At 69.2% G+C, this 19148-nt stretch carries 18 protein-coding genes; 12 read left to right on the forward strand and 6 right to left on the reverse strand.

The window, feature by feature from the left end; genetic code table 11:
- Nucleotides 1–31 precede the first annotated feature (31 nt).
- From CJ179_RS05670 to CJ179_RS05685, 4 genes are all read left to right on the forward strand, one after another.
- The gene (locus CJ179_RS05670) at nt 32–1825 is read left to right on the forward strand and encodes an acetyl/propionyl/methylcrotonyl-CoA carboxylase subunit alpha (protein ID WP_095860868.1); all 1794 of its coding nucleotides are present in this window, start codon (nt 32–34) and stop codon (nt 1823–1825) included.
- Between the two features lie 67 nt (nt 1826–1892).
- Nucleotides 1893–2312, forward strand: coding sequence for a DUF1707 domain-containing protein (locus CJ179_RS05675; protein WP_072949054.1), 420 nt, complete (start codon nt 1893–1895; stop codon nt 2310–2312).
- 1 nt (nt 2313) lies between these two features.
- Complete coding sequence (locus CJ179_RS05680; RefSeq protein WP_072949053.1) at nt 2314–2652, forward strand: hypothetical protein; 339 nt, start codon at nt 2314–2316, stop codon at nt 2650–2652.
- A 2-nt stretch (nt 2653–2654) separates the two neighbouring features.
- Nucleotides 2655–2987: a VanZ family protein gene (locus CJ179_RS05685; protein WP_072949060.1), complete on the forward strand. Its 333-nt coding sequence runs from the start codon at nt 2655–2657 to the stop codon at nt 2985–2987.
- On the opposite strand, the gene CJ179_RS05690 is transcribed toward CJ179_RS05685, so the two are convergent.
- From CJ179_RS05690 to CJ179_RS05700, 3 genes are all read right to left on the reverse strand, one after another.
- Nucleotides 2951–3739, reverse strand: coding sequence for a tyrosine-protein phosphatase (locus CJ179_RS05690; RefSeq protein WP_072949051.1), 789 nt, complete (start codon nt 3737–3739; stop codon nt 2951–2953). The genes CJ179_RS05685 and CJ179_RS05690 overlap by 37 nt on opposite strands.
- Entirely contained in the window at nt 3736–5079 is a 1344-nt protein-coding gene (lat, locus tag CJ179_RS05695) for an L-lysine 6-transaminase (RefSeq protein WP_072949049.1), read from the reverse strand. Before lat ends, CJ179_RS05690 begins: the two co-directional genes overlap by 4 nt.
- A 65-nt stretch (nt 5080–5144) precedes the next feature.
- Entirely contained in the window at nt 5145–5609 is a 465-nt protein-coding gene (locus CJ179_RS05700) for an Lrp/AsnC family transcriptional regulator (protein WP_072949047.1), read from the reverse strand.
- 30 nt (nt 5610–5639) lie between these two features.
- Here CJ179_RS05700 and CJ179_RS05705 point away from each other — a divergent pair, with 30 nt between their 5' ends.
- The 5 genes from CJ179_RS05705 (at nt 5640) to CJ179_RS51290 (ending at nt 10033) form a co-directional block, all read left to right on the forward strand.
- Nucleotides 5640–6761: a 2-oxoadipate dioxygenase/decarboxylase family protein gene (locus CJ179_RS05705; RefSeq protein ID WP_095860869.1), complete on the forward strand. Its 1122-nt coding sequence runs from the start codon at nt 5640–5642 to the stop codon at nt 6759–6761.
- Nucleotides 6758–8275: an aldehyde dehydrogenase family protein gene (locus tag CJ179_RS05710; RefSeq protein WP_072949043.1), complete on the forward strand. Its 1518-nt coding sequence runs from the start codon at nt 6758–6760 to the stop codon at nt 8273–8275. The genes CJ179_RS05705 and CJ179_RS05710 overlap by 4 nt, the downstream gene beginning before the upstream one ends.
- A 30-nt stretch (nt 8276–8305) precedes the next feature.
- On the forward strand, nt 8306–9310 hold the full coding sequence (locus CJ179_RS05715; RefSeq protein WP_083395564.1) for an acyl-CoA dehydrogenase family protein: 1005 nt from the start codon (nt 8306–8308) through the stop codon (nt 9308–9310).
- Between the two features lie 51 nt (nt 9311–9361).
- Nucleotides 9362–9742 (forward strand): VOC family protein, encoded by a 381-nt coding sequence (locus CJ179_RS05720; RefSeq protein WP_072949041.1) that lies wholly within the window; start codon nt 9362–9364, stop codon nt 9740–9742.
- A gap of 150 nt (nt 9743–9892) precedes the next feature.
- Nucleotides 9893–10033, forward strand: coding sequence for a hypothetical protein (locus tag CJ179_RS51290; RefSeq protein ID WP_167372161.1), 141 nt, complete (start codon nt 9893–9895; stop codon nt 10031–10033).
- Between the two features lie 13 nt (nt 10034–10046).
- Here CJ179_RS51290 and CJ179_RS05725 read toward each other — a convergent pair whose 3' ends face one another.
- Nucleotides 10047–11312, reverse strand: a complete 1266-nt coding sequence (locus tag CJ179_RS05725; protein ID WP_206015216.1) for a DUF222 domain-containing protein — start codon at nt 11310–11312, stop codon at nt 10047–10049.
- A 130-nt stretch (nt 11313–11442) separates the two neighbouring features.
- Between CJ179_RS05725 and CJ179_RS05730 the strand changes: the two genes are divergently transcribed.
- Together CJ179_RS05730 and CJ179_RS05735 are read left to right on the forward strand one after the other, a co-directional pair.
- A complete protein-coding gene (locus tag CJ179_RS05730) occupies nt 11443–15951 on the forward strand; it encodes an ATP-dependent helicase (RefSeq protein WP_206015215.1) in 4509 nt (1502 codons plus the stop codon).
- 1 nt (nt 15952) lies between these two features.
- On the forward strand, nt 15953–16702 hold the full coding sequence (locus CJ179_RS05735) for a DNA-formamidopyrimidine glycosylase family protein (RefSeq protein ID WP_095860871.1): 750 nt from the start codon (nt 15953–15955) through the stop codon (nt 16700–16702).
- Here the strand turns inward: CJ179_RS05735 and CJ179_RS05740 are convergent.
- Nucleotides 16699–17430 carry a DUF1353 domain-containing protein gene (locus tag CJ179_RS05740; protein WP_072949036.1) on the reverse strand — a complete coding sequence of 244 codons (732 nt, stop codon included), beginning with the start codon at nt 17428–17430 and terminating at the stop codon, nt 16699–16701. The two genes, CJ179_RS05735 and CJ179_RS05740, sit on opposite strands and share 4 nt — an antisense overlap.
- A gap of 7 nt (nt 17431–17437) precedes the next feature.
- The gene (locus CJ179_RS05745) at nt 17438–18016 is read right to left on the reverse strand and encodes a TetR/AcrR family transcriptional regulator (RefSeq protein WP_072949034.1); all 579 of its coding nucleotides are present in this window, start codon (nt 18014–18016) and stop codon (nt 17438–17440) included.
- 53 nt (nt 18017–18069) lie between these two features.
- Here CJ179_RS05745 and CJ179_RS05750 point away from each other — a divergent pair, with 53 nt between their 5' ends.
- On the forward strand, nt 18070–19029 hold the full coding sequence (locus CJ179_RS05750; protein ID WP_072949032.1) for an oxygenase MpaB family protein: 960 nt from the start codon (nt 18070–18072) through the stop codon (nt 19027–19029).
- Nucleotides 19030–19148 lie beyond the last annotated feature (119 nt).

Consider the following 19148-nt stretch of genomic DNA (forward strand, 5'->3'; position numbering starts at 1 on the left):
GAGACAGACCATGCGAACCACAGGAGGCTCAGTGCCCAGTCATGCCAGCGCGCACATCACGAAGGTGCTCGTCGCGAACCGCGGTGAGATCGCAGTGCGGGTGATCCGGGCCGCCGCCGACGCCGGGTACGGCAGCGTCGCCGTCTACGCCGAACCCGACGCCGACGCCCCGTTCGTGCACCTGGCCGACGAAGCCTTCGCCCTCGGCGGACAGACCTCCGCCGAGTCCTACCTGGTGTTCGACAAAATTTTGGACGCCGCCAACAAGTCCGGCGCCGACGCCATCCACCCCGGCTACGGCTTCCTCTCCGAAAACGCCGACTTCGCCCAGGCCGTCCTCGACGCCGGCCTGATCTGGATCGGCCCCTCCCCGCAATCGATCCGCGACCTCGGCGACAAGGTCACCGCCCGCCACATCGCCGAAAAGGCGAAGGCCCCGATGGCCGCCGGCACCAAGGACCCCGTCCGCAACGCCGACGAGGTCGTCGCCTTCGCGAAGGAATACGGCGTCCCCGTCGCCATCAAGGCCGCCTTCGGCGGCGGCGGCCGCGGCATGAAGGTCGCGCACACCATCGAGGAAATCCCCGAACTGTTCGACTCCGCCACCCGCGAGGCCGTCGCCGCGTTCGGCCGCGGCGAATGCTTCGTCGAACAGTATCTGGACAAGGCCCGGCACGTCGAAGCGCAGGTCATCGCCGACCAGCACGGCAACGTCATCGTCGCCGGCACCCGCGACTGCTCCCTGCAGCGCCGCTTCCAGAAACTCGTCGAGGAGGCCCCCGCCCCGTTCCTCACCGACGACCAACGCAACCGCATCCACAGCTCCGCCAAGGCCATCTGCACAGAGGCCGGCTACTACGGCGCCGGCACCGTCGAATACCTCGTCCAGGGCGACACCGTCTCCTTCCTCGAGGTCAACACCCGCCTGCAGGTCGAACACCCCGTCACCGAAGAAACCGCCGGCATCGACCTGGTGCTGCAACAGTTCAAGATCGCCAACGGCGACCACCTCGACATCCTCGAGGACCCCACCCCCCGCGGCCACGCCTTCGAATTCCGCATCAACGGTGAGGACGCCGGCCGCGGCTTCCTGCCCGCCCCCGGACCGGTCACCAAGTTCGTGCCCCCCACCGGCCCCGGCGTCCGGATGGACTCCGGCGTCGAAACCGGATCCGTGATCGGCGGCCAGTTCGACTCCATGCTCGCCAAACTGATCGTCACCGGCGCCACCCGCGACGAAGCCCTCGCCCGGGCCCGCCGCGCCCTCGCCGAATTCCAGGTCGAAGGCCTCGCCACCGTCATCCCGTTCCACCGGGCCATCGTCTCCGACCCCGCCTTCATCGGCGACGGCACCTCATTCGACGTCTACACCAAGTGGATCGAAACCGAATGGGACAACCAGATCGAACCCTTCACCGGCGCAGCCCCGCTCGACGACGAGGACACCCTGCCCCGGCAGAACGTCGTCGTCGAGGTCGGCGGCCGCCGCGTCGAGGTGTCGCTGCCCGGCCAGTTCACCCTCGGCACCGGCGGCGCGGGTGCCCCGGCCGGTGCGGTCCGTAAGAAGCCCAAGGCCCGCACCCGCGGCGGCGCCCACGGCGGCGCCGCCTCCGGTGACGCCGTCACCGCCCCCATGCAGGGCACCGTCGTCAAGGTCGCCGTCGAAGAAGGCCAGCAAGTCGAAGAGGGCGACCTCATCGCCGTCCTCGAGGCCATGAAAATGGAAAACCCCGTCAACGCCCACAAGGCCGGCACCGTCACCGGCCTCGCCGTCGAACCCGGCTCCGCCATCACCCAGGGCACCGTCCTCGCCGAGCTCAAGTAGGCGCCTGCACCACTCGTGAGTCCTTCTCGGCCCCGGGGTCGAGAAGGACTCACAGTAGTCTGTACGCATGTCTGACGTTCCCGAGATCCGTATCGGCACAGCCGAACGTGAGCAGGCCCTGAACTCGTTGAGCGAACACTTCGCCGCGGGCCGTCTGACGGTCCCCGAGTTCGACGAGCGCAGTCTCGCGGTCACGAATGCCACCACCCGCGGCGAACTCGATCGAGTGTTCACCGACCTTCCCGCGACCACGGCCGCCGCGCCCGCCAAGGCCGACGGAGCGGACACCGGCCACGACCAGAACTGGCGTCGCATCGTGATGTCGGTGATCCCGCTCATCGCCCTCGTGCTGTTCTTCGTCGTCCCCGTCGACAACAGCTGGCTGTTCTTCCTGATGATCCCTGCCGCCGGCGCCATCCTGTTCGGCACCCGCGACGACCGGCACGATCGAGATCGTCGCCGCGGCCGCCGCGACCGGGACCGCTGACATGGAACCGGTGGAGGTCAATGCAGGCGGCTGGTATCTGCGCGCACTGCGCGAGGACGAGCGCGTCAACGACCGTCCGGCGCTCGCGGACGGTGGAATTACCGAACCCGGCTACATCGCCCGCCGCACGGCGCAGTGGCTGAGCGACGAGCACTATTCGTGGGCGATCTGCCAGCCCAACACCGGCGAACTGCTCGCCGAGGTGGGGCTCACTCCGTCCGGTGAATCCGCGACCCTCACCGGGTGGGCGCGGGCCGGTCACGAGGACGCGCTCGCGAGCGGATCGGATGCGGTGCAACGGTTTGCGGAGGGCGCACTGGGGTTCACGGTCCAGCGGTGATCATGCGTTCCGTTCCGGTGGCGGCCCTCACCGTGCTGGCGCTGGTGATGTTGTTGTCTCCCGCGTCCGCGACACCGTCGGGTCCCGAACATGCCGACAAGGTGGTGCACACGCTGCTGTTCGCGGCGCTGGCGGCCGCCTCCCGGTATGCCCTTCTGACGCCACGGATCACGGTGCTCTGGCTCGCGGCGTTCGCGGTGATCACCGAGATACTGCAGGGCGTGCTGCCGATCGGCAGGCACGGTTCGGTCTGGGATCTCTGCGCGGACATGGTGGGTGTGGCGATCGGGTTGTCCGCTCAGTCCGCGATCATGCGCTCCCGCAGCAGAGTCTGAACTCCCGCGTCGAGGCCGAGTCCGTCGGAGAAGTACCGCTCGACCGTCCCGTAACGCTCGCGCATGACGGCCAGCGACACCTGCAGATACTGCTCGCGGACCCCGAGCACGGGCTCGAGCAGCGCCGGATCTCCACCCGCGTCGACGAATTTCTCGAACACGCCCGCGAACGCCGGCAGCAGGAGTTCGTTGGTCAGCAGGTAGTCGTGGAACACGTCGTCCTCGGCGACCCCGAGGAGCAGCAGCAGCGCCGCCGTGGCCCACCCCGTCCGGTCCTTCCCCGTGGTGCAGTGTACGAGGGCCGGCGTGTTGCCGTTCGACGCCAGACCGCCGAACAGTTCCCGGTACGAGGACACCGCACTGGGCATCGCGACGAAATCGCGGTAGCTGCCCTCGAAATACTCGATGGCGCGTCCACCGCCGAGTTCGCGTTCGGCGATCATCGGGTCGGCGATCACCTGCAGCATCTGCGCGGGGATCGAGCGGATCCCCTTGTCGGCGAGCACGTCCAACGCGACTGCGCGGGCCCCGTTCGGGAGTATGTCGGGGGCCGCGTCACGCTCGTCGGCGGTCCGCAGGTCGTACACCGTCCGGATCCCGAGGCCGTCGAGCAGCGGCATGTCCGCGTCCGCGACCCGGCTGAGATCGGTCGAACGGTAGAACACACCGGTGCGCACCTTCGCGCCGTCCCCGGTTCGGTATCCGCCGACGTCTCGCAGATTGGGCACGGACGTGAGCGGAATCGGCGTCATGCGTCGACGGTACCGCCCAGCACCCGTGCCAGTGCATCCACGGCGGCGTCGAGTTCCGCGGTCGTCACCGTCAGCGGTGGACGGAACCTGATCCCGCACTTGCCGGTGGGCAGGATCAGCACCCGCTCCCGGTCCCTCAGGTCCGCGACGACCCGGTCCCGCCGCTGCGGGGTGGGAAGCGTGATCGCGCACATCAGGCCCCGCCCCCGCGGCTCGGTCACGTCGGCGTTCGCCCGCGCGAGTTCCCGGAGCCGTCCGAGAAGGTGCGCCCCCGTCATCCGGGCCCGGTCGACGAGCCTGTCCTCCTCGACGATCTCGAGGATCCGGCGGGACCGCACCATGTCGGTAAGGTTGCCGCCCCAGGTCGAGTTGATCCGCGAGCTGACGGCGAACACGTTGTCGGGGATCTCGTCCACCCTGCCGCCGGCCATGATTCCGCAGACCTGGGTCTTCTTGCCGAACGCGACGACGTCGGGGTGCACCCCCAGTTGCTGGTACGCCCAGGCGGTTCCGGTGAGACCGCAGCCGGTCTGCACCTCGTCGAAGACGAAGAGGGCGTCGTTCTCGCGGCAGAGTGCCTCCATCGCCTGGAAGAATTCCGGGCGGAAGTGGTGGTCTCCACCCTCACCCTGGATCGGCTCGGCGATGAAACAGGCCACGTCCGAGGGGTTCTCGGCGAACGCGCGACGCGCCTGATCCAGTGCGTGCCGTTCGGCTTCCTCGACGTCCCGCCCGTCCGCGAGGTACGGGGAGTCGATACGCGGCCAGTCGAACTTCGGGTACCGCGCCACCTTGCCGGGCTCGGTGTTGGTGAGCGACATGGTGTATCCGCTGCGCCCGTGGAAGGCCTCGGTCAGATGGAGCACCTTCGTGCCGAGTGCCGGGTCGAGGCCCCGGCTCTCGTTGAGCCTGCTCTTCCAGTCGAACGCCGCCTTCAGCGCGTTCTCGACGGCGAGCGCGCCACCGTCGATGAAGAAGAGGTGCGGTAGTGCGGGATCGCCCAGCACCCGGGCGAACGTCTCGACGAACCGTGCCATCGGGACGGTGTAGATGTCGGAGTTGCTCGGTTTGTTGATCGCCGCCGCCGCCAGTTCCCGGCGAAACGCGTCGTCGTCCGCCAGTGCGGGGTGGTTCATCCCGAGGGCCGATGACGCGAAGAATCCGAACATGTCCAGATAGCTGGTGCCGTCCCGCAGGTCGACGAGATGCGTGCCGCGTGAGCGGTCCAGGTCGAGCACCAGGTCGAACCCGTCGACCAGAATGCGCTCGCGCAGCACGTCGTGCACCTGGCTCGCCGGCAGCTCGCCCCCATCTCCGGTAAAACGAATCGCTGTGCTCATACCGAGAGATTACGTCAAAATTCCTGTCTGCCGGCGACGATTCGGCAACATATCCGGTACGGGGCTCACTTGTCGTAAAATGTTTGCAAGATGATGGTGCTGCGCGTATGCACGTTGGCGGTGGCGCGGATCTCCTGCAGCAGGTGTTCCAGCTCCCGCGGCGAGGCGACGCGCACCAGCAGCACGTAGCTCTCCTCCCCCGCGACCGAGTGGCACGCCTCGATCGCGGGGAGGTTCCGCAATCGGGCGGGCGCGTCGTCGGGCTGCGACGGATCGAGAGGGGTGATCGCGACGAATGCGGACAGACCGTGCCCGAGCGCATCCGGATCGATCTTCGCGGTGTACCCGCGGATCACTTTGCGGGCCTCGAGCCTGCGTACCCTCGACTGCACCGCGGAGATCGACAGCCCGGCCTTCTCGGCGAGTGTCGCCAGGGTCGCCCGGCCGTCGGCCACCAGCTCCTGCATCAGTACCCGATCGATGTCGTCGAGAGGAGTATGGGGTGCGTCGCTACGGAAAGATTCCACCACCAGCGCAGGCTAGCCCAGCGGAGGTGCATCATGGTTGAAACGTGGGAGCTCCGCGCCCGCTTCGCCCGCGCACTGGGCGCGGCGTACGGCCGGACGGTGCCCGCCTACGACACGCTGGTCGAGGTGGCCGAAGAGGTCAACGCGGACTTCGCAGCGAGAAACCCGGCCGGCGCCGAACGCCGGGGTGGCCTTGCCCGGATCACCGTGGAGCGCCACGGCGCGATCCGCTTGGGCGGACCCACGGAGCTTCATCAGGCCGCCATCCTGTTCTCGGGCTTCGGGATGCACCCCGTCGGCTGCTACGACCGGCGCGACGCACCCGAGCCGGCGCCCGTCGTCTCGACGGGGTTCCGTCCCGTCGACCCGATCGAACTGGCCCGCAACCCGTTCGGGATGTTCACGTCGATGCTCACCACGGCCGATCGCCGGTTCTTCGACGGTGATCTGCAGCACCGCCTCGAGAATGTCCTCGCCGCCCGCAGCGTGTTTCCCACGGAGCTGTTGCACCTGGCCGCACTCGCGACCGAGGAGGGCGGGCTGACCGCGCCGACGGCGGAACGGTTCGTCGCGCTCGCGGTCACGGCGTTCGCACCGTCGGACACCGCGGCCGACCGATCCTGGCTCTCCGCGCTCGAACGCGTCGCACCCGTCGCCGCCGGCCTCGGTGGGCGCACGGGCGTGCGGGTCGTGCACCTCGCACCGCGAGTCTTCGACATCGACGACCTGTGCCGTCGGTCGGCGCGGCACGGCCTGAGAAGGATCGACGGCACCGGCCCTCGGCCCGCACGGGGCGGCCCGGACGTCCTGGTGCGACGGGTGTCGTTCGGCGCCGCCGGCACACCGGGCGGCGTCCTCGTGGCGGAATCACGTGGCATGGCACTGACACCCGAAGGACAGGAACTGTACGCCGCCCACGGCGACGACGAAATTCCGCAGACGGAAGCGGAACTGGAGGCCGGCGGGCTGGCGTACTTCACGCACCGCCGCACCGGCGCGGAGCCGATCCTCTATGAGGACTTCCCGCCGATGCCGGTCGGCTCCGGCCCCGACCACCTACCGTGGCTCTCCGAGACACTCGGCCGGGCCGTGCACGACCCGTTCATGCTCTACCGACAGCAGCAGGACCATTCCCGAGAGAGGACAGCATCGTGAACCTTCCCGCCCCCGAGGAGTTGTGCCGACGCGCCGAGCAAGCACTGATCAGGTGCGGTGCCGAGATCACCGACGGCGGGGGACCGCTCGTCGCGCGCACACCGATCACCGGGACCGAACTGCGCACGGTGACGGCGAGCAGCGCGGAGGACGTGGACCGGGCGATCACCGCGGCCCACGAGGCCTTCCTCGAATGGCGTTCCGTCCCTGCCCCCCAGCGCGGCGCCGTGGTGCGCCGTCTGGGTCAGCTCCTGACGGAACACAAGACCGATCTGGCGGAACTGGTCACCCTCGAGGCAGGCAAGATTCCGTCCGAGGCGCAGGGCGAAGTGCAGGAGATGATCGACATCTGCGAATTCGCGGTCGGACTGTCCCGCCAGTTGTACGGCAAGACGATGGCGTCGGAACGTCCGGGACATCGGCTGATGGAGACGTGGCATCCGCTGGGAGTCGTCGGGGTGATCTCGGCGTTCAACTTCCCGGTGGCCGTGTGGTCGTGGAACACCGCGGTCGCGCTGGTCTGCGGTGACACGGTGGTGTGGAAGCCGTCGGACCGGACGCCGCTGACGGCGATCGCGTGCGACGCCCTGCTGGCGCGCGCCGCCCGGGACGTCGGTGCACCCGCCGGGATCCACGCCCTGATCCAGGGTGCGGGGGACGTCGGCGAACGGCTCGTCGACGACGCACGCGTCGCGTTGGTCAGCGCCACCGGTTCGGTGCGGATGGGTCGCGCCGTGGGACCGCGCGTCGCCGCGCGCTTCGGTAAATGCCTGCTCGAACTGGGCGGCAACAATGCGGCGGTGGTGGCACCGTCCGCCGATCTCGATCTGACCGTGCGGGGCGTCGTGTTCTCCGCCGCGGGCACCGCGGGACAACGCTGCACGTCGCTGCGACGGCTGATCGTGCACTCGTCCGTCGCCGACGAACTGGTGGAGCGCATCTCTTCGGCGTACGGCCAGCTGAAGGTCGGGAACCCGTTCGACGACGGCGTCCTCGTCGGTCCGCTGGTGAACCGCTCCGCGTTCGACGCCATGCAGACCGCGTTGGACAAGGCCCGCGCCGACGGCGGGACCGTCGTCTGCGGTGGCGAACGCAGCGGTGGCAGCGACTCCGCCTACTACGTCTCGCCCGCCCTCGTCCGGATGCCCGCGCAGACGTCGGTGGTGCAGGAGGAGACGTTCGCACCGATCCTCTACGTGCTCACCTACGAAGACTTCGACCAGGCGATCGCGTTGCACAACGAAGTGCCCCAGGGACTCTCGTCGTCGATCTTCACCACCGATCAGCGCGAGGCCGAGAGGTTCCTGGCGGCAGACGGTTCCGACTGCGGCATCGCGAACGTCAACATCGGCACGTCGGGGGCGGAGATCGGCGGGGCGTTCGGCGGCGAGAAGGAGACGGGCGGCGGACGCGAGTCCGGATCCGACGCGTGGAAGGCCTACATGCGCCGCGCGACGAACACCGTCAATTACTCCGATCGACTCCCGCTCGCGCAGGGGGTGGAGTTCACCTGATCGGCAGCGTCGACCGGCTACTCTCGGGGCGTGAGCAACTGGACCGAGATGGCGCGTGAGATCGCCGAGAACGTGCTGTTCCCGGTGGCCGACAGCGTCGATGCCGACGGCGAGATTCCCGACAGTCACTTCGAGACTCTCGCCGCCGACGGCTTCTACGGACTCGCGGCACCCGGCGAAGAGGGAGTGACGCCGTCGGTGCTGGTCGACGTGATGGAGACGTTGTGCGGCGGTTGCCTCGCGACGGCGTTCACGTGGATGCAGCATCACGGCGTCGTCGCCGGTCTCGCCGGTTCACCGAACACGACCCTGCAGGATCGGTACCTCGACGGACTCGTCGACGGCACGGTGCGGGCCGGCGTCGCTCTGGCCGGAGCGATTCCCGTCCCGCCCACCCTGTGGGCGCGCAGCGTCGACGACGGCTACGTGCTCGACGGGGTGTCGCCGTTCGTCACCGGCTGGGGCATCGTCGATCTGCTCCAGGTATCGGCGCGCGACGAATTCGACGACTCCATCGTGCACGTCATCATTCCCGCACAACCTTTGCGCGGACTCACCGCCGAGGAACTCCCGCTGATCGCGGCGCGGGGGTCGAACACGGTCCGGCTGAAATTCGACGGGCTCGCCGTACCGCGGGATCTGGTGAGCGCCGTCGTCTCCCCCGAGGACTTCGCGAAGAGCCAACTGTTCGGGTCGTGGATCAACGGATGCATGGCGATGGGAATCACCCGGCGGGCGATCAGCGAACTGGAAGCCCTCGGCGTCGACGCGGACCCGTTCGAGGAGCAGGCTGCCCGGGCACGTCTCGACCTGAACGCGGCACTCGAAGGCCGGGCGGAGATCGCCGAAGCGCGCGCCCGTGCTTCGGAACTCGCCATCCGTACCGCCACCGCCCTCGTCACCGCGAAGGGCAGTTCCGCACTGCTCGTGGGAAATACGGCGGAACGACTGATGCGTGAAGCCACCTTCACACTCGTCGCAGCGGGACGTCCGGCGATCAAGTCCGCGTTGCTGCAGCGCCTCGGCCGCGACTAGCGCGTGGCTCCGCGTATCCCGACAGATCCAAGCTGAAAGTGGGTTTCGTCCATGGCATGCCGCATCAGTGAACTCGTGCTCGGTTGCCGCGACCCCGAGGTGCTGGCCCGGTTCTGGTGCGAGGTCCTGGACTTCGTGGTGCTCGACCGCGAGGGCGACGGAAGCATCGAGATCGGGCCACGCGAAGGGTTCGGCGGCCCGCAGCCGACGATCATCCTCAGCCGCCGCGACGTACCGGAGCCCGGGAAACCCCGGCTGCACATCGACGTCAACGCCACCGACCGCGATCAGGACGCCGAACTCGAACGCCTCCTGAAACTCGGCGCCCGCCCCGCCGACATCGGCCAGACCGGGGAAGAGCCCTGGCACGTCCTCGCCGATCCCGAAGGCAACGAATTCTGCCTGCTCCGGGCCCGCCTCGCTCCCCTCTGACGGTCCTGGCCGGGCGGGATCCCGTGCACGGGCATCGTGTTCGCGGTCGCCGGAGCTTCGCGTGCGTGCCTGTCGGTGCCGTCGTCTACTGTCTGACGGCTCCACCCGTGGCGCACCGCCCTTCGACCGAAGCGAGACAACGTGTTCAGGATGATCCGCGTCGTTGCGGTGGCGCTACTCGCCGTCGGCGCGTATGTGGCGCTGTCCGAGCACGAGCCGTCGACGGTCGAGGTGCCATTGCCGTCGTTCGCGCCGGCAGCAGTACCCGCCGCGGATCTCGCGACGGTGTGAACACAGGCCTGGGCTAGGGCCCTCGGTCCTCGGCGCGCACCCGGTCACGGAGCCTCCGGCGAGCACGATCGATCTGCTCACCGGTGTGGTGCCGGTGATTGATTCGCGGTTTCCCCTCCGGGTCGATGTGCGGTGGCGGTATCCATTCGGTGCGTCCCGCGTAGCCCGCTCGTGTGCATCCACCTTCGGCGGCAATGAGAGCGAGGCGTTGGTCCGCGCTGGCCACCCGTCGGAGCCGTCCGAGATGCAGGGGCCTGCCGTCATGGTCGAACAGGACGAGCACCGGGTGGGCGTTTTCAGCAAGTTTCAGCGCGTCGTCGAGGGGAAGGAGACCTCCCGTCGCCGTGGTCGCCATTCCGCCCGCAGCCTTCTCGAGTTGATCGAGCGTCATGATGATGATCGCCGTGACGGGCAGACCCCGGTGCGGACCCAGGATCCGAGATTCGAGCACGACCCTGAACATCGCACTCAGGGCGTCATGGTTCCGCTGCGCCGCGGTGCGCGTGTCCCGCGCCGCCGCCGCGACCAGCGCTTCACGATCGATGAGCGGATCCTCGGCGTCGCCGCGTGGTGACTCCGGGTCGTCCGGATTGTTCATGCCGGGGCGGGCCCACTTCGCGAGGATCGGGTCGAGGAGGGCGCGCGCGGTGGGGTCGAGTTCGCCGGAGATCTTCGACATCAGTTCGGTGTCCTGACGACCGAGGGAGATGCCGCGTCGGCCCGCCCGATCGCGATCGTCCGTGAGACGACCGTCGGGATCGAGGTAGGCGAGCAGTCGGTGACCGGCACTCTCGACGTCTTCCGGGGTGCCGCCACGCGCGCACCCGGCCAGGATCGCTTCGGCTGCGGCGACGTCCGCGTTCGACACGGCGTGCGGGATCTTGCGCATGATCTTCGAGACTGCCCGGGCGTGATCGGAGCCGATGGCACCGTCGCGTTGCGCGACCGCCGTTTCCGGAAGTGCCGCCGGCAGGTCGTCGCCCGACAGCGTGTGCCAGGCGCCGAGGTTGCGGGCAGCCGACACCCGGGCCGACGCGTCCGACGCCGACACGCGCAGCACGTCGACCAGCAGCTTGTTCGGTGAGTTGTAGCCGAGCGTCGCGGGCAGCGAGTGTTCGACACTCTCGACGATCAGCCGCTGCGAGACCGCGCCTGCGCGGCGGAGGGAAGTCTCGAGTTGCTGCATCGTCAGCATCACGTCGGAATCCGACACACCCGTGAGGTCCACGTCGAGCAATCCCGTGACGGCAGCAGCCAGCGCAGTCAGGTGTTCCGTCACCTGATCTGCCGCCCCCCGGTCGAACTCATGTTCGAATCATACTGTGCCCCACCGACACATTCAGCGGACCGCAGGGAGACCGCACAGCATGTGCCCGCCGCCTGTCGGACCCCCGGTGCAGTATGGAACGGTGACCGACGTCCTGGGCAGGTTCACCGCTGCCACCCGCGAGTGGTTCGGCGGCGCGTTTCCCGCGCCGACGGCCGCGCAGCTCGGTGCGTGGGAGTCGATCGCCAGCCGAGCGCACACGCTGGTCGTCGCCCCGACCGGTTCGGGCAAGACGCTGTCCGCGTTCCTGTGGTCCCTCGACCAACTCGCCGCAACGGACGGGAAGGACCGCAAGACCAAGGTCCTCTACATCTCCCCGCTCAAGGCGCTCGGTGTCGACGTCGAGCGCAACCTGCGGGCCCCGCTCGTCGGGATAACGCAGACGGCCAAGCGGCTCGGTCTCACGCCGCCGGAGATCTCGGTGGGTGTCCGCTCCGGCGACACACCGGCCGGCGACCGGCGCGCGCTGATCAAGAATCCGCCTGACATCCTCATCACCACCCCCGAGTCGCTGTTCCTCATGCTGACGTCCGCCGCGCGCGAGACGCTGACGCAGGTCGACACGGTCATCGTCGACGAGGTGCACGCGGTGGCCGGCACGAAGCGCGGCGCGCACCTGGCGTTGTCGCTCGAACGCCTCGACCGGCTTCTCGACACCCCGGCGCAGCGCATCGGGCTGTCGGCGACGGTGCGGCCACACGAGGAGGTGGGCCGGTTCCTGTCCGGCTCGGCGCCCATCCGTATCGTGGCACCGCCGTCGCCGAAGACGTTCGACCTCACCGTGCAGGTTCCGGTGGAAGACATGACCGAACTCGGTCTCGCCGAGCCCGCCGAAGGTTCGGCCTCGGCGACCCCGCAGGCGGGGTCGATCTGGCCGCACGTGGAGGAACAGATCGTCGATCTCGTCCTGGCGCACCGGTCGTCCATCGTGTTCGCGAACTCGCGGCGGCTCGCCGAGCGCCTGACCGCACGACTCAACGAGATCTACGCCGAACGCGCCGGGACAGCGGTCGACAAGAACCCGAAACCGGCCTCGCAGATCGGCACCCCGTCCGAGGTCAACTTCGGTGCGGACCCGCTGCTCGCCCGCGCCCACCACGGGTCGGTCAGCAAGGACCAGCGGGCCCTGATCGAGGACGACCTGAAGTCGGGGCGGCTGCGGTGCGTGGTCGCGACGAGCAGCCTCGAACTCGGAATCGACATGGGCGCCGTCGATCTGGTGATCCAGGTGGAGGCGCCCCCGTCCGTGGCGAACGGTCTGCAGCGCGTCGGCCGCGCCGGACACCAGGTCGGGGAGATCTCCCGGGGTGTGGTGTTCCCGAAGCACCGCACCGATCTCGTGCACTGCGCCGTCACCGTCGAGCGGATGGTCACCGGCAAGATCGAGGCGCTCGCCGTTCCCGCCAACCCGCTCGACATCCTCGCCCAGCACACAGTGGCGGCCACCGCGCTCGAACCGCTCGACGTGGACGACTGGTTCGAGACGGTACGGCGCAGCGGTTCCTTCGCGACGCTGCCGCGCTCGGCGTACGAGTCCACCCTCGACCTTCTCGCGGGCCTCTACCCGTCCGACGAGTTCGCCGAACTCCGGCCCCGCCTCGTCTGGGACCGCGAGGCCAACACGCTCACCGGACGCCCCGGCGCGCAGCGGCTGGCGGTCACGTCGGGCGGCGCCATCCCCGACCGCGGTCTGTTCACCGTCTACATGGTCGGTGAGAAGGCGTCCCGGGTCGGCGAACTCGACGAGGAGATGGTGTACGAGTCGCGGGTCGGTGACGTCTTCGCGCTCGGTGCCACCAGTTGGCGGATCGAGGAGATCACGTTCGACCGGGTGCTGGTCAGTCCCGCCTACGGCCAGCCGGGTCGGCTGCCGTTCTGGCACGGCGACGGTCTGGGCAGGCCTGCGGAGCTGGGCGAGGCGCTGGGACAGTTCCTGCGGGAGATCTCGCTCGGGCACGAGACCGAGGTGCAGGAGCGCTGCCGGACCGGTGGGCTCGACGAGAACGCCACGAACAATCTCGTGCAACTCGTCACCGAGCAGAAGACAGCCACCGGGCAGGTCCCCACCGACCGCACCCTGGTGGTCGAACGGTTCCGCGACGAACTCGGCGACTGGCGGCTGATCCTGCATTCGCCGTACGGCCAGCGCGTTCACGCTCCGTGGGCGCTGGCCGTGAGTGCCCGGCTGAGCGAGCGTTACGGCCTCGACTCGAACGCGACGGCGTCCGACGACGGCATCATCGTGCGCCTTCCCGACACCGAGGACACCCCGCCCGGCGCCGACCTCTTCGTCTTCGACACCGACGAGATCGAGGACATCGTCACCGAACAGGTCGGCGGGTCGGCGCTGTTCGCGTCCCGGTTCCGTGAGTGCGCGGCCCGGGCGCTGCTGCTGCCCCGACGAACCCCGGGAAAGCGCGCACCGCTGTGGCAGCAGCGGCAGCGGTCCGCCCAGTTGCTCGATGTGGCCCGCCGGTATCCGACGTTCCCGATCCTGCTCGAGACCGTCCGCGAGTGCCTGCAGGACGTGTACGACCTACCGGCCCTGAAGGACCTGCTCCGCCGGCTGGCGCGTCGCCAGATCCGGATCGTCGAGGTGGAGACGCAGTCGCCGTCACCGTTCGCCGGCGCCCTGCTGTTCAACTACGTCGGCGAGTTCATGTACGAGGGCGACAGCCCGCTCGCCGAACGCCGGGCCGCTGCGCTGTCCCTGGACTCGACGCTGCTGGCGGAACTGCTCGGCCGGGTGGAACTGCGCGAACTGCTCGACGCCGACGTCATCGCCCGCGCCGAACTCGAACTCCAGCGACTGCTCCCCGACCGCAAGGCGAAGGACCTCGAGGGCGTCGCCGACCTGCTGCGTCTCCTGGGGCCGCTGACCTCCGACGAGGTCGCCGCACGGTCGACCGCCGATCCGGCCCCCTGGCTCGACGAACTCGTGCGTGCGAAGCGGGCGCTCAGCGTGTCCTTCGCCGGTCGCGAATGGTGGACGGCCATCGAGGATGCGGCACGTCTGCGCGACGGGCTCGGGGTGCCGCTGCCCATCGGGGTTCCCGCCGCGTTCATCGAACCCGTCGACGATCCGCTCGCCGATCTGATCAGCCGGTACGCCCGCACCCACGGCCCGTTCACGATCACCGACGCCGCGGCCCGTTTCGGTCTCGGTTCGGCGGTGGCCCGCGACGTCCTGCAGCGGCTCGCACAGGGCAAGCGGGTGGTCGAGGGCGAGTTCCGCCCCGGCGCGACGGGCAGCGAATGGTGCGATGCCGAGGTCCTGCGACGTCTGCGCAGGCGCTCGCTGGCTGCGGCGCGTCAGGAGGTCGAGCCGGTCAGCACGGCGACGCTCGGCCGCTTCCTCCCGGCCTGGCAGCACGTCGGGGGCACACTGCGCGGTATCGACGGCGTCGCGACCGTCGTGGAACAGCTTGCCGGCGTTCCGGTTCCCGCGTCGGCACTCGAATCACTGATCCTGCCGTCGCGGGTGGCCGACTACTCCCCCGCCATGCTCGACGAACTCACGTCCACCGGTGAGGTGTTGTGGTCGGGGGCGGGCAGCATCTCCGGGAAGGACGGGTGGGTGTGCCTCCACCCCGCCGACGCCGCACCGCTCACGCTGACCACGCCCGCGGAATCGGACCTGTCCGACGTGCAGCGCCGGGTGCTCGACACGCTGTCCGGCGGCGGCGCGTTCTTCTTCCGGCAACTTGCGGACACCCTCGAGATGTCCGACGACAGCACGCTGGCCACCGCTTTGTGGGATCTGGTGTGGCTGGGCCACATCGGCAACGACACCCTTGCTCCGGTGCGCGCCCTGCTGTCGGACACGTCCAGGACCACCACGAGCCACCGGTCGCCACGACGTCCCCCGCGCGCCCGGGCGTATCGCAGTCTGACGGTCCCGGTGCGCACCGCACCGCCCACGGCCGGGGGACGGTGGTCGATTCTCCCCGCCGCCGAATCCGATGCCACGCTGCGGGCCAGCGCCACCGCCGAACTGCTGCTGGAGCGGTACGGGGTGGTGACCCGCGGGTCCGTGATGACCGAGAACGTTCCGGGCGGCTTCGCGCTGATGTACAAGGTGCTGGGCACGTTCGAGGACAACGGCCGCTGCCGGCGGGGACACTTCGTCGAGTCGCTCGGCGGTGCCCAGTTCTCCACTCCCCCCGTGGTGGACCGGCTCCGGAGCTACGGCGATTCGCTCGAGGGCAGGCACACCACACTGCCTGCCGTGACGCTCGCCGCCAGCGATCCCGCCAACCCGTACGGTGCGGCCCTGCCGTGGCCGCGGCGCGGCGACGACGCGCCCGCGCACCGGCCCGGACGCAAGGCCGGCGGACTGGTGGTGCTGGTGGAGGGCGAGCTGACCCTGTTCGTCGAACGCGGCGGACGCACCGTCCTCACGTTCACCGACGACCCGGGTGTGCTCCGCACCGCGGCCGTCACGCTCGCCGGGGTCGTCAAGCGCGGTGGGATCGACAGGATCGTGGTCGAGAAGGTGGACGGCGACACCATCCACGGCAGCGACTTCGCACCGATCCTGACCGAGGCCGGGTTCTCGCCCACTCCACGCGGTTTCCGGTTGCGAGCCTGACATGCCCGAAGGCGACACCGTCTGGCGCACCGCCAACTCGCTGCGCGACGCCCTCGAAGGCAAGGTGCTGACCCGGTGCGACGTGCGGGTCCCGCGGTACGCCACCGTCGACCTGTCCGGCCAGCTCGTCGACGAGGTGGTCAGCCGGGGAAAGCACCTCCTCATCCGGGTCGGCGACCACTCCATCCACACGCACCTGAAGATGGAGGGTGCGTGGCACATCTACGCGCCGGACTCGAGGTGGCGGCGTCCGGCGCACCAGGCGCGCATCGTGCTGGCCACCGAGGACCGGGTGGCGGTCGGGTTCTCGCTGGGCATCACCGAGATCCTCCAGCGTGACGACGAGGAGTTCGCGGTCGGCCACCTCGGCCCCGACCTGCTGGGGCCGGACTGGGATGCAGGCACGGCGGTCCGCAATCTGCGGGCGGCCGGCGAGCAGCCCATCGGTCTCGCCCTCACCGATCAACGCAATCTGGCCGGTCTCGGCAACGTGTACCGCAACGAAGTCTGCTTCCTCCGCGGCGTCCACCCGTACACTCCGGCGGCCGAGGTGACCGACCTGCCCGCAATGGTCACGCTCGCGCATCGCATGATTCACGCCGACAAGAACAACTCGATCCGTCACCGGCCGTGGGTGTACGGGCGGGCCGGACAACGGTGCCGCCGCTGCGGGACGGTGATCGAAGGCCACGACCTCGGCCGCCAGGAGATCTTCTTCTGCACGTACTGCCAACCGCCAAAAGTGGTTTAGCGGAGGACCGTCGTCGGCGGCCCGAGCGGCGGGGGTCGGCGCGTGCGCCTGCGGCCGAGCAGCCAGGCGGCACCGTCCGGCACCCACAGCACCGCGGCTGTGCCGATCGTCAGCAGATACGTGGGCGCGATCAGGGGCAGCAGGATGCAGCCCAGCAGGGCGACGGGAAAGTCTCTGCGCCACAACAGCGATAGCAGCACCGGCACCGCGAGCAGGAGGGCGGCCAGGCCTAAATGCGAGGTCGCCACGGCCCACGGCACGCCCACCACCCAGCACAGCATCCCGAGCACCTGGTGGGTGATCAGCAGGAACCGGACGACGTCGGTGAACGTCCAGAACCGGCCGACCTCGACGCCGACCCAGAAGATGCGGCTGCGGAACGGTCCGACGCCTTCGTCGAGCAGGGCGAGCCGGAACAGTTCGTCCGCGTGGCGTCGCAGCGTGTTTCCCTCCTGCCCCAGCGCGCTCGCACGTTTGCAGAGGTCGTCGTGCATGATCGCGGGAAGCAGTTGCCGGCCGTACGGCGTGAGCAGACCCTGCAGCGGCGCGGGGATCGACGCGAGATCCGTGCGGAGCAGGCACGGCATCGGGGCGCAGCCGGGCACCGTCACCACCGTGTCGCCGTGGACGTAGACGAATTCGCCGACGAGTTGGAAGAACTTGCGGTCGAGTACCCGGAGTTCGGGTTGCGGGCGAGTCGGATCGTCCACGGACACCTGGAACGGCATGCGCACCTCACTCGTGGCCGGCCTTGTTTGCCTCCACCACCAGAGTGACGCAATGCGCGACGAATTGCTCGCGCGACGCGGCAACAGTTCCGTCGAGATATCCGATGAACAGGGTCGTGAGGGCGCCCACCACTCCGACGGCGACGAGTTGCTTCGTCACCTCGTCGTCGACGGCGGAGAGCTGGTCGTGCACGAGTCCGACGAAGCCGGGCATCAGGTCGATGCCCCGCCTGCTCAGCGCGGGTTCGGACAAGGGCGCCAGCAGCAGGACGCGGCCCATGGCGGGATCGTCGACCATCAGCTTCACGAACGCGTCCACGGCCGCCTCGGCGCGCTCGCGTGCGGTCTCGGTGGACGCCACCGCCGCCACGAGCGCGGCCTGCGCCTCGTCTCCCACCGCGGTGTAGACCGCGCGCACGAATTCGTCCCGGTCCCGGAACGACTCGTAGAAGTACCGTTCGGTCAGCGATGCCGCACGGCAGACGGCGCGCACGTTCACGGCGGGCCCGTCCGCCGCACCGAGCAGGGCGACGCCCGCCCGCAGCAGCGAATTCCGACGTGCTTCCCGCCGGTCCTCCAGCGTCACTCTTCTCGCCCCAATCCTTGACTACACGTGTTGTCAGATCCTAGTCTGACAACGTGCGTAGTCACTTGAACGCGGACGGTACGCCCGTCCCGGCCTCCGCTCCCGTTCCCCTCGGCCCCGATTCGCTGACCTGGAAGTATTTCGGCGACTGGCGCGGAATGCTGCAGGGCGTGTGGGCCGGGTCGATGCAGAACATGCACCCCGGTCTCGGCGCCGGCGTCGAGGAACACTCCCGCTTCTTCGACGAGCGGTGGGAGCGGCTCTACCGGTCGCTGTACCCGATCGGCGGCGTCGTCTTCGACGGCGACCGCGCCCAGCAGACCGCGGAGCAGGTCCGGGGATACCACGACAACATCAAGGGAATCGACAAACACGGCCGCAGGTACCACGCCCTCGACCCCGACACGTTCTACTGGGCGCACGCCACGTTCTTCATGGGCACCATCCTCACCGGCGACAATTTCATGGGTGGCCTCACCGAAGACCAGAAGCGCCGCCTCTTCACCGAGCACATTCAGTGGTACCGCCTGTACGGGATGAGCATGCGCCCCGTCCCGGAGACGTGGGAGGCGTTTTGTGAGTACTGGGATCACATGTGCCGCAACGTGCTCGAGGACAACAAGGCCACCCGCGACGTCCTCGACCTGTCCGGGCTCGGCGCTCCCCCGTTCCTGTCGTGGCTGCCCGGCCCGGTGTGGGCGATCCTCCGCATCCCGGTGGCGAAAGGCTTCGTGTGGCTGACGGTCGGCATGTACGACCCATCGGTCCGCGACCTCCTCGGCTACCGCTGGACCACACGCGACGAGCGCCTGCACACTCTCGTCGGCCGCGCCGTGAGCGCCGTCTTCCGCCTCGTCCCCTGGCGGTACCGGTACCACCCGCGTGCCCGCGCCGGCTGGGACCGCGAGACCGGACGCGCCCCCACGCACGCGCCGCTCGTCCACACCCCGCGGCGCAATCTTCCCCCGGTCGACCGGCGCGACGACCCCCAGCACTACAGCCCGAAAGACTGAGTTCCCAGCGAGCTCACAGACAACGCCCACACTGCTCACGGGTTCCGGGACGACGCTGAATCACATGGAATTCATCGCTGTTTCAGCCCTCGTCGTCATGGCGCTCTCCGGGGTCGTCG

Origin of the sequence: Rhodococcus sp. ACS1 (assembly GCF_002300155.1) — a bacterium.
Lineage (GTDB): Bacteria > Actinomycetota > Actinomycetes > Mycobacteriales > Mycobacteriaceae > Rhodococcus_F > Rhodococcus_F koreensis.

What these genes read in the sequence shown, in the direction of transcription:
- CJ179_RS05675 (WP_072949054.1), top strand. Translation starts at nt 1,893, where the DNA reads ATGTCTGACGTTCCCGAGATCCGTATCGGCACAGCCGAACGTGAGCAG.
- CJ179_RS05680 (WP_072949053.1), top strand. Translation starts at nt 2,314, where the DNA reads ATGGAACCGGTGGAGGTCAATGCAGGCGGCTGGTATCTGCGCGCACTG.
- CJ179_RS05685 (WP_072949060.1), top strand. Translation starts at nt 2,655, where the DNA reads ATGCGTTCCGTTCCGGTGGCGGCCCTCACCGTGCTGGCGCTGGTGATG.
- CJ179_RS05690 (WP_072949051.1), bottom strand. Translation starts at nt 3,739, where the DNA reads ATGACGCCGATTCCGCTCACGTCCGTGCCCAATCTGCGAGACGTCGGC.
- lat (WP_072949049.1), bottom strand. Translation starts at nt 5,079, where the DNA reads ATGAGCACAGCGATTCGTTTTACCGGAGATGGGGGCGAGCTGCCGGCG.
- CJ179_RS05705 (WP_095860869.1), top strand. Translation starts at nt 5,640, where the DNA reads ATGGTTGAAACGTGGGAGCTCCGCGCCCGCTTCGCCCGCGCACTGGGC.
- CJ179_RS05720 (WP_072949041.1), top strand. Translation starts at nt 9,362, where the DNA reads ATGGCATGCCGCATCAGTGAACTCGTGCTCGGTTGCCGCGACCCCGAG.
- CJ179_RS51290 (WP_167372161.1), top strand. Translation starts at nt 9,893, where the DNA reads ATGATCCGCGTCGTTGCGGTGGCGCTACTCGCCGTCGGCGCGTATGTG.
- CJ179_RS05735 (WP_095860871.1), top strand. Translation starts at nt 15,953, where the DNA reads ATGCCCGAAGGCGACACCGTCTGGCGCACCGCCAACTCGCTGCGCGAC.
- CJ179_RS05740 (WP_072949036.1), bottom strand. Translation starts at nt 17,430, where the DNA reads ATGCCGTTCCAGGTGTCCGTGGACGATCCGACTCGCCCGCAACCCGAA.